Source organism: Mesorhizobium sp. M2A.F.Ca.ET.039.01.1.1 (genome assembly GCF_003998035.1).
GTDB lineage: Bacteria > Pseudomonadota > Alphaproteobacteria > Rhizobiales > Rhizobiaceae > Mesorhizobium.
On sequence record NZ_RZRY01000284.1, the window covers coordinates 1 to 7,751 of the forward strand.

General features: G+C 62.0%; 8 protein-coding genes and 1 pseudogene. 4 read left to right on the forward strand and 5 right to left on the reverse strand.

What is annotated here, in order from left to right:
* The 4 genes and pseudogenes from EOA24_RS20780 to EOA24_RS20795 all read left to right on the forward strand — a co-directional run.
* A pseudogene (locus tag EOA24_RS20780) lies at positions 1-430 on the forward strand (hypothetical protein); the annotation flags it as partial.
* Positions 431-1,165 carry a glycosyltransferase family A protein gene (locus tag EOA24_RS20785; RefSeq protein WP_126082304.1) on the forward strand — a complete coding sequence of 245 codons (735 nt, stop codon included), beginning with the start codon at positions 431-433 and terminating at the stop codon, positions 1,163-1,165.
* Between the two features lie 74 nt (positions 1,166-1,239).
* On the forward strand, positions 1,240-2,670 hold the full coding sequence (locus EOA24_RS20790) for a nucleotidyltransferase family protein (protein ID WP_189354069.1): 1,431 nt from the start codon (positions 1,240-1,242) through the stop codon (positions 2,668-2,670).
* Complete coding sequence (locus EOA24_RS20795; protein WP_126082302.1) at positions 2,667-3,467, forward strand: Stf0 family sulfotransferase; 801 nt, start codon at positions 2,667-2,669, stop codon at positions 3,465-3,467. Before EOA24_RS20790 ends, EOA24_RS20795 begins: the two co-directional genes overlap by 4 nt.
* 153 nt (positions 3,468-3,620) lie before the next feature.
* Here EOA24_RS20795 and EOA24_RS20800 read toward each other — a convergent pair whose 3' ends face one another.
* The 5 genes from EOA24_RS20800 to secF all read right to left on the reverse strand — a co-directional run.
* Positions 3,621-4,571, reverse strand: a complete 951-nt coding sequence (locus EOA24_RS20800) for a sterol desaturase family protein (RefSeq protein WP_189343113.1) — start codon at positions 4,569-4,571, stop codon at positions 3,621-3,623.
* On the reverse strand, positions 4,571-4,996 hold the full coding sequence (locus EOA24_RS20805) for a hypothetical protein (RefSeq protein ID WP_126082300.1): 426 nt from the start codon (positions 4,994-4,996) through the stop codon (positions 4,571-4,573). The genes EOA24_RS20800 and EOA24_RS20805 overlap by 1 nt, the downstream gene beginning before the upstream one ends.
* Positions 4,997-5,076: 80 nt before the next feature.
* A complete protein-coding gene (locus EOA24_RS20810; protein WP_189343378.1) occupies positions 5,077-5,925 on the reverse strand; it encodes a phytoene/squalene synthase family protein in 849 nt (282 codons plus the stop codon).
* Positions 5,926-5,943: 18 nt separating this feature from the next.
* The gene (locus EOA24_RS20815) at positions 5,944-6,333 is read right to left on the reverse strand and encodes an Mth938-like domain-containing protein (RefSeq protein WP_126082299.1); all 390 of its coding nucleotides are present in this window, start codon (positions 6,331-6,333) and stop codon (positions 5,944-5,946) included.
* A 123-nt stretch (positions 6,334-6,456) separates the two neighbouring features.
* On the reverse strand, positions 6,457-7,751 hold a 1,295-nt coding region (gene secF / locus EOA24_RS20820; RefSeq protein ID WP_127410023.1), incomplete at its 5' end, for a protein translocase subunit SecF.

Consider the following 7,751-nt stretch of genomic DNA (forward strand, 5'->3'; position numbering starts at 1 on the left):
GCATCTCGCACGCTTTGCCCGAACGCCTCATATGGATGTCGTTTCCGGCTTCGTCAGCTATTTCAACCGGCAAATGACGGATGCCCCCGCACCCGATCCGGCGGCGATAACAGATGAACTTTTCCATGTTCATTTGGGTGCGACCCTCTATCGCCGGACAGTTTTCGACCGGGTCGGGATGTTCGACGAGAACTTCCTTTATTCCGAAGATGTCGACCTCATGCTCCGGATCCGCGAAGCCGAAATTCCGATGACGATCCTCAACGCGGTGACCCTGTGCTACCGTCGGCATGCAGAGTCGATGACAAGCACCTACACGGCAGAGGAGAAGCGCGACTTCAACCGCGCCCTGATGCAGTCGCTCATGCGTCGGCGCAAGAGCGGCAACGCAAGGCCGTTGCCTCCGTTCAAGCATCTGATGGAGGAGTGAGTGGAAACGCCGTTTTTCAGCGTCATCATTCCAGCGTGGAACGCGTCCGCCACGCTTCATGAGACGCTCGACAGCATCGCGGAGCAGAATGACCATTCGCCGCGGGAAGTCATCGTCGTCGATGACGGTTCGAGCGACCGCACGGTCGAGGTCGCTCAGGGCCACGCTTTGCATCCGCGCATAGTCAGGAAGGTCAACGGGGGAGCGCCGTCCGCATTCAATGTCGGCATAAAGGCCGCCCAGGGCGCGGTTCTTGCGTTCCTCGATGCCGACGACCTCTGGATGCCCGACAAGCTCGCGCTGCAGCGGGCCAGGCTCGACTCCGATCCCTCACTGGATGCAGTGTTCGGCCACAGCGAAACCTTCGAGAGCCCGGACTACCCCTCCGAAGCCTTTGTCTCTCTCCACTATAAGAAAGGCCGCTACCCGGGCTACCTCCTGAGTTCGCTTGCCGTTCGGCGAAGTGCTGTCGAACGGCTCGGCATCCCGTTCGACGAAAGCTTGCGCACGGGGTACTTTATAGATTGGTACCGCAGGGCCATCGCCGCGGGCATGAAAATGACCATGCTGGACGAGACGGTTCATCGACGTCGTATTCGACCAGGCACGTTGTCCAGAAGGGTAGCCGTCGCCGGCAGCGCACCGGCCGGCATGGCATCCGACTTTCTTGAAATCGCACGCCGGGCGCTCAGGGCCAAGAGGGGTGATGATGATGGAGAAAGAGGGGGGCAATGAATTGGCCTCTCTGGTACCCGTCTCTTGATCGCGCCTGGCCCGCTGGCGATCACGAGCGCCTCCTGCTGGCCGCCGTGCACGTCGATCCGGTGGCGGCCGAAAGGGAACTGCGCGCCTGGATCGGCACGCACGACCTGAACGACTGCACGTTCAGCGAGCAGCGGCTGATTCTCGCCGCCTGGAACAGGCTTGGGCCTGGTTTGAGGGATCTGCCGGATGCGCCGAGGCTTGCCGGGCTTCAACGGATGCTATGGACGCGAACCATGCTTCTGATGAGAGAATGCCAACCGGCATTCGCGGCGCTGGCTGTGGCGGACGTGCCGATGATGCTCATCAAGGGAGCCGCGCGTGCCGCTGATCCCGTTGGACGGGGTGGACGCTCGTTCCACGACCTCGATATCGTGGTCCCGCGGAACCGGCTGGGCGATGCCCTGGGCGTGTTCGTTGAACTGGGCTGGGAGCCGTCGAGCGGTTCCAGCGCCATGCGCATGCTGACGCAGGCAGCACGGCTGCGCAGCGTCAATCTTCACAAGGACCGCTACGGCGACATCGATCTTCATGGCTGCATCTTTCGTCCGGGCCAGGGCAGCCTCGCCGACGACGACCGGGTCTGGGCGCGGGCCAGATCGGTGGAGTTCAATTCCGTGGCCTGCGGACTGCCGGTCCGGGAAGACCTGGCGGTGATCGCCATCGCAAATGGCAGTCTCGACGCCCACGCCAACAGCGACTGGCTGGTCGATCTGTCCCGCCTCATCGTTGAACCCGGTTTCGATTGGAAGCTGTTTTCCAATGAGATTCTCGCCCGCGACATTGCGGTGGCGACATTGATCGCGCTTGGCTGGCTAAAAGTGCGGGCAGGCTATGCGGTCGATGCAGAGGCGATGGAACGCTTCGAGGCGGCTCTTCCCGGGCCGATGGCCGCGTGGATGGCTTTCGTTCAAGCAAGGCCCAGGCAAAGTGAGACTCCCGCCGGCGCCGCCCTTCGTTGGCTTGCAAAGACGCGTCGCAAATCGCTTGAGCTGGCCCAGTCCGAACCACGCGGCGAGCAGAAAACGAGACCGCGCCTGAAGACGAAATTCAGCAGGGGCTTGCCTGCTGGCCAAGGCGAGCTGCGCGCCGATCTGCCTCTTCCCGCTTCCGACCGCGCCGGCGTCTTGCGCTTGCACATCCGATTGCCGGCGTCGGTGAAGTGGCGGCGTCTCGCCTTCGAGATCAACAGCGACGCCGGGCATGTTGCCGCCTTTCATGTGCGCCCGAAGCTTCCGCGCGCGGGCACCGCATTGGAAATCTTATGCGAAATCCAGCTTGACACTCCCGCTGGCGCGACAAGGGTCTGGATTGAAAGCCGGCCGCTGCGATCTTCGCGAATGCTGACCGAGGAGAACGCCGCGCGCTACGCCGCCCCCCGGTTCTCGCTTACCAGTTCGGAATTCCGCCCCTTCGCACACCCGGGAGCGCTCATCGACGGCAGTTCACGCGAAGGTCCCGCGAAGGAAACGCAATGAAAGGTCTGCTAATCTTGTCGGAGGCGCGGAGCGGCTCGACTTGGGTGGCCTCGCTGACGAACAGCACCGGGAAATTGGGTAACGCCCGCGAATGGCTGAGGGATGAGACGAGTGAAGCACCCCAGACACTCGCAGCCGAACAGCACTATCAGAAAATAATCGATAGATCCTCGACAGATAATGGCGTCTTCTCGGTCAAGATATTTCCGCATCATCTGCGTGATGTTTACGACAAGCGAAAATACGACTTCATAGAGAGATGCCTTCGCGACCATGAGATTCTCGTAATATTGCTCGAGAGAATGGACCGTCTCGGTGCCGCGATATCCGCAACACGCGCATCTCAGTCAGGGCAATGGTCCAGGACAAGTGGCGGCGGCGACGAGAATAGTGCTGAGAGTTCGGTCGCATACGATCGCGCACAGATTCTCGAGAACATGATCTATATCGGCGAAGGCATGGCGTTCTGGAGAAATTACCTCGCGCTGAGGTCCATCCAATACGTTCCGGTCTTTTACGAGCAGATCATGAAGGGATGGCGCGAATATGTGATGGACGTCGCCGGCAAGATGGATGTCTCGATCGACGCAGAGCAGATCTCGAACGACCTCTGCGAAGTTCAGCGCGACGCGCTATCGATGGAATGGCGAAGGAAATTCGAGGCCGAAAACAAATCTCGTTCCCTCGAAAAACTATACGCCTATGGCCATACATACCCAAGAACCATTGGAAACCTTCTCAGGTTTCTTCTGAAAAAGGAAATCCGCTCGAGGATCAGGTTCAGGGATTACACATAAAGACCGCCGCGACGCTTCGTTTCGGCACCATGACGGTTCCAGTTACCGTTCGTTCTGCCGCTGTCGCCGAAGCTGCGTATCATCGACAGGAATTTTGCGGACACCGCCGCGATGGCAGCTGCTGCAAGCGGCCGCGCTCTCTCCTCACCATGACTATTCCGCCGGCTCGGCACGCGCTGGCGGCAATCCCGGCTTGCCTGCTTGGGAAGGATTTCGCCTGACATAGGCCGCCTTCAGCGTTTCCGACGTGTCGCGCGAGCCGTCATGGCTCCAGCCCGGCGGTTGGATGAGATAATTGAAGCGCTCGCCAGGCGTCAGCCCCGGCGCCAGCGCATCCTTGAACATGCCGATCCATTCGTGGAACGCGACCTTCAGCGGATTGAAGGTCCCGATATTCTTGACGATGCCGTAGCGCGGCCGGTCTTCCTCCAGTTCCTCGACGAAGGTGCCGAACATGCGGTCCCAGATGATCAGCGTGCCGGCATAATTGGCGTCGAGATAGCGCGGGTTGGTGGCGTGGTGGACGCGATGGTGCGAGGGCGTGTTGAAGATGAACTCGAACCAGCCCCACATCTTGCCGATCGTCTCGGTGTGGATCCAGAACTGCCAGACAAGGTTGAAGCCGAAGACGAAGGCGATCACCGCCGGATGGAAGCCGGCGAGCACCAGCGGCGCCTGCAGGATGAAGGTGAAGGTGAACAGGCCGGTCCAGCTCTGCCTCAGGGCCGTCGAGAGATTGTAATGCTGGCTGGAATGATGATTGACATGCTCGGCCCACACCCAGCGCACCCGGTGCGCGATGCGGTGATAGACATAGTAGCGCAAGTCATCGAGCAGGAAGGCGGCGACGAACACCCAGATGGACAGGCCGAGATTGAAGAAACGGAACTGCCAGAGCCACAGCAGCGCCCAGTAGGACACGACGCCGAGCAGCAGGCCGGCGACGACATTGCCGGTGCCCATCATCAGGCTGGTCAGCGTGTCGCGCGTCTCGAACGATCCCTTGGCGCGGCCGGTGCGCACCAGCCAGAGCTCGATCAGGATCGCTGCGACGAAGAAGGGGATCGCAAGCTGGGTGACCTGCGGGAAATTATACTCGTCCATCACGCCGCCTCCCGGATCCGATCGCTGTTCTGCAGGGTCGCTGCCACCGCTCGCGCATCGGCTTCGTTGGCAAAAGCAAACCGCCCACCTTTCCAGGTGAAATCCTTCAGCCGCAGCGACACCGCTTTCCCTTCCCTCGCCAGCGCCAGAATGTCGTGCGGCGTGACGATGCGCGTCAGAAAACAATCGCCGATGCTCTGGACGATGCCGCAGCGTTGCGGGCCGAGGTCGAGAAACGCGGCATGATTGTCGGCGGTCAGCCGCACGGCACCCGGCCTTTCGTCGGGAAAATCATCGGCAAAGCGTGCGAGCGCTTGAGCCGCGCCGGCAAGCGTCGCGGTTGTCGTGCCGCCGGTGAAATGCACGGCTGCGACCGACAACGCAATGCCGAACGCGACGAGGACGACCAGGACTGGCAGGCTCATGGGAACGCGGCTCCTCCGGCGGCCCGCATTTCTTTGACACGGGTCCGCGCGACAAACCCCTAGCACGATTGACGTTTACGTCAAAGGGGCATCCAGCCCCGCATCGCATAACGCAAGAGCAGCCAATGCCGGCGCAAGGTGGAGAGCGCTGCGGTCCTGCGGAGCGCCGAACTGCCAGCCTTTTCCATCTTGTCGAGATAGGCGTTGGTCAGCGCCAACGGCAGAAAGGCCGGCCGCAGCGAAACGGGAAGCGCCGGCGCACCTTTCTCGAAGGCGTTGAGATGCTCCCGCGCCAACGCGATCATCGCCACAACCGCGCGCTCGGCGGCAGCCCCACCCTCGCCCTTGACGAACTCTTCCGGCGTCGTGCCGGCTGCCGCGAGGATGTCTGAGGGCACAAAGCACTGTCCGCGCCGGCGGTGCAGCGGCAGCAGAAGCAGCAGGCCGGTGATGGCCTGGGCGCAACCGGCCCGGCCGGCGAGTTCGGCAAAGCCCGGCGCCGCCTCCGGATCGAGCACCATGGCCGCAAACTGGATAAGTGCTGCGGCCGTTTCGCCGCAATAGCCCTCGAGGTCGGTACGCGACGGCATCGGGTCGTCATAGAGATCGAAGATCCGCGCCTCGAGCATGTTCTCGAAAGCACTTTTCGGCAGCTTATTTGCGGCAATCGTACCGCGTAGCGCATCGGCGGTCGGGTGACCCGTCCCGGCATCCCCATCGGCCGAAATGACATCGCGCCACCATTGCAGCCTGACCTCGCCCGGCAGCGGCTCGTGGATGCGATCGCGCACGCCGGCGATTTCGGCGTTGAAGGCGTAGAGCGCCAGCAGCGCGCCGCGTTTGTCGGCCGGCGCGTAGAGCGCAGACAAATATCGGTCATGGTCGGCGGCGCGCACCGCGTCCATGACGATGTCGCCATTGTTGACGATGTCGGGCGTGCCGGCCATTCAGTCGACGGCGATCAGCGCGGCGGCCACGGCGCGGTCTTCGGCCAGCAGCACATTGTAGGTCCGCACCGCAGCGCCCGTCGACATCGGGTCGGCGGAGATGCCGGCTTCCTTGAGCGCGGCGCGCAGCGCCGCCGGCAGCGGCCGCAAATCCTTGCCCATGCCGACCAGCAGTATCTCCACGCGGTCGGCTTCGGCGAGCAACCTGTCGAAGTCCGAGGCCTTCAGCGCCTGCGGATCGGCAGGTTCCCAGCCATGGATGCCCGACGGCAGCACAAGCAGCGATCCGCGATGCGACATGTCGGCAAAGCGAAAGCCGCCATTGCCATAGGCTTCGATCGCCGCCTTGCCGGGGAAATGCGCCTCGCGGATGATGATGCCTTTGGCCATGGATCTAGAGCATGATGCCGAAAAATGTTGAGCAGTCTTCGGACGCCATCATGCGCTGTCTCTCTGATTAGAGCCGATGATTTCAGGTCGACCCGACCTGAAATCATACCGACGCTGATGGCGTCAGGTCGTCAGGGCCTTGCCGTTCACCGGCTTCTTCTCCTCTTCGGTCGCGGCTTGCGGCCGCAACCGGAACAGGATCAGCAGCGGCGCGGCGATGAAGATCGACGAGTAGGTGCCGAACACCACGCCGAACAGCATGGCCAGCGTGAAGGAGCGGATGACTTCGCCGCCGAACAGCACCAGCGCCAGCAGCGCCAGCGACGTCGTCACCGAGGTGAGCGTGGTTCTCGACAGCGTCTCGTTAATGGCGTTGTTCAGGAGCTGCGGCAGCGGCATCTTCTTGTATTTTCTGAGATCCTCGCGGACGCGGTCATAGACGACGATGGTGTCGTTCAGCGAGTAGCCTATGATGGTCAGGATCGCCGCCAGCGACGATTGGTTGAACTCCAGCCCAGTCAGGACGAAGAAGCCGATCGTCATCACCACATCGTGCACCGTGGCGACGATGGCTCCGACCGCGAACTGCCATTCGAACCGGAACCAGACATAGAGCAGGATGCCGACCAGCGCGATCAGCATGGCGATCGTGCCTTGCTTGGCGAGCTCGCCGGAAACCGTCGGTCCCACGACCTCGACGCGACGGAAATCATACTGGTCCTGCAGCTCACCCCGCACCTTGTCGATGACGGTTTGTTCGGCATTTTCGCCGGCGTCCTGCGTTCCGACGCGGATCAGCACATCGTTTGGCGCGCCGAATTGCTGCACCTGGATTTCACCGATGTTGAGGTCCGACAATCGCGAGCGGATGTCGCCAAGATTCGCGTCGCCCTGCTTGGATTGCACCTCGATCAGCGAACCGCCCCTGAAGTCGATGCCGTAGTTGATGCCGAGGGTCAGGAATCCGACAACCGAGAGGATGGACAACGTGCTTGAAAGCGCAAAGGTCCAGCGGCGGATGCCCATGAACGGGATCTTCGTGCCCGGCGGAATGAAGGTGACCGGCGCGCGCGGCAATTCCTTCGGACGAGCGCGGCGCAGCCAGATCGCCACCAGCATGCGGGTGAAGGTGAAGGCGGTGAAGACCGTGGTCAGGATGCCGATCGCATAGGTGACGGCAAAGCCTTTGACCGGACCGGTGCCGAGGAAAAACAGCACGACGGTCGCGATCAGCGAAGTGACGTTGGAATCGACGATGGTCGCCAGGGCCTTGGAGAAGCCGGTGTCGATCGCCTGAATGACTGAGCGGCCGTTTCGTCGCTCCTCGCGGATGCGCTCATAGATCAGGACGTTGGAGTCCACCGCCATGCCGATGGTGAGCACGATACCGGCGATACCCGGCAAGGTCAGCGTAGCGC

What these genes read in the sequence shown, in the direction of transcription:
- EOA24_RS20795 (WP_126082302.1), top strand. Translation starts at nt 2,667, where the DNA reads ATGAAAGGTCTGCTAATCTTGTCGGAGGCGCGGAGCGGCTCGACTTGG.
- EOA24_RS20800 (WP_189343113.1), bottom strand. Translation starts at nt 4,571, where the DNA reads ATGGACGAGTATAATTTCCCGCAGGTCACCCAGCTTGCGATCCCCTTC.
- EOA24_RS20805 (WP_126082300.1), bottom strand. Translation starts at nt 4,996, where the DNA reads ATGAGCCTGCCAGTCCTGGTCGTCCTCGTCGCGTTCGGCATTGCGTTG.
- EOA24_RS20815 (WP_126082299.1), bottom strand. Translation starts at nt 6,333, where the DNA reads ATGGCCAAAGGCATCATCATCCGCGAGGCGCATTTCCCCGGCAAGGCG.